Origin of the sequence: Carnobacterium sp. (assembly GCF_032094055.1) — a bacterium.
Lineage (GTDB): Bacteria > Bacillota > Bacilli > Lactobacillales > Carnobacteriaceae > Carnobacterium_A.
On the sequence record NZ_DAMDAK010000108.1, the window covers coordinates 6,653 to 7,066 of the forward strand.

General features: G+C 36.2%; 1 pseudogene. It reads left to right on the forward strand.

From position 1 onward, the window contains the following. Positions 1–414: pseudogene (locus RT405_RS12435) on the forward strand (CDP-glycerol--glycerophosphate glycerophosphotransferase); the annotation flags it as partial.

Consider the following 414-nt stretch of genomic DNA (forward strand, 5'->3'; position numbering starts at 1 on the left):
GTTAACCGAATCGATACGATCATGGTTGGCCGAAAAACAGGTACTCGACGAACCATTCATTCTAATCATCACTTGAACCGTTTGGAGACTGGGTCGCATCATTATTACTATGATTATGATATTCTAGTTGATTTAAACGAATTAGCTAAAGAATTGTTTATTCATAACAGCGGCGATGAGGACTTTGATTTTTATCTTGAAGTTTATTTAAATGGACTGTTTGATCCAACAATTGTCCGCGTAGCTAATCCGCAAGAACTAAGTTCACGTAAATTTTATAAAGATCAGGCAATCTCCTATGGGAAATCAGCCTATCTGTTCTCTCCTAATTTTACTGAACATTATAACGGCTTGTCTTTGGCTGCAACAAAATACGATAAAGCCGTTTACGAGTATTACAAAAAATCCAACCTT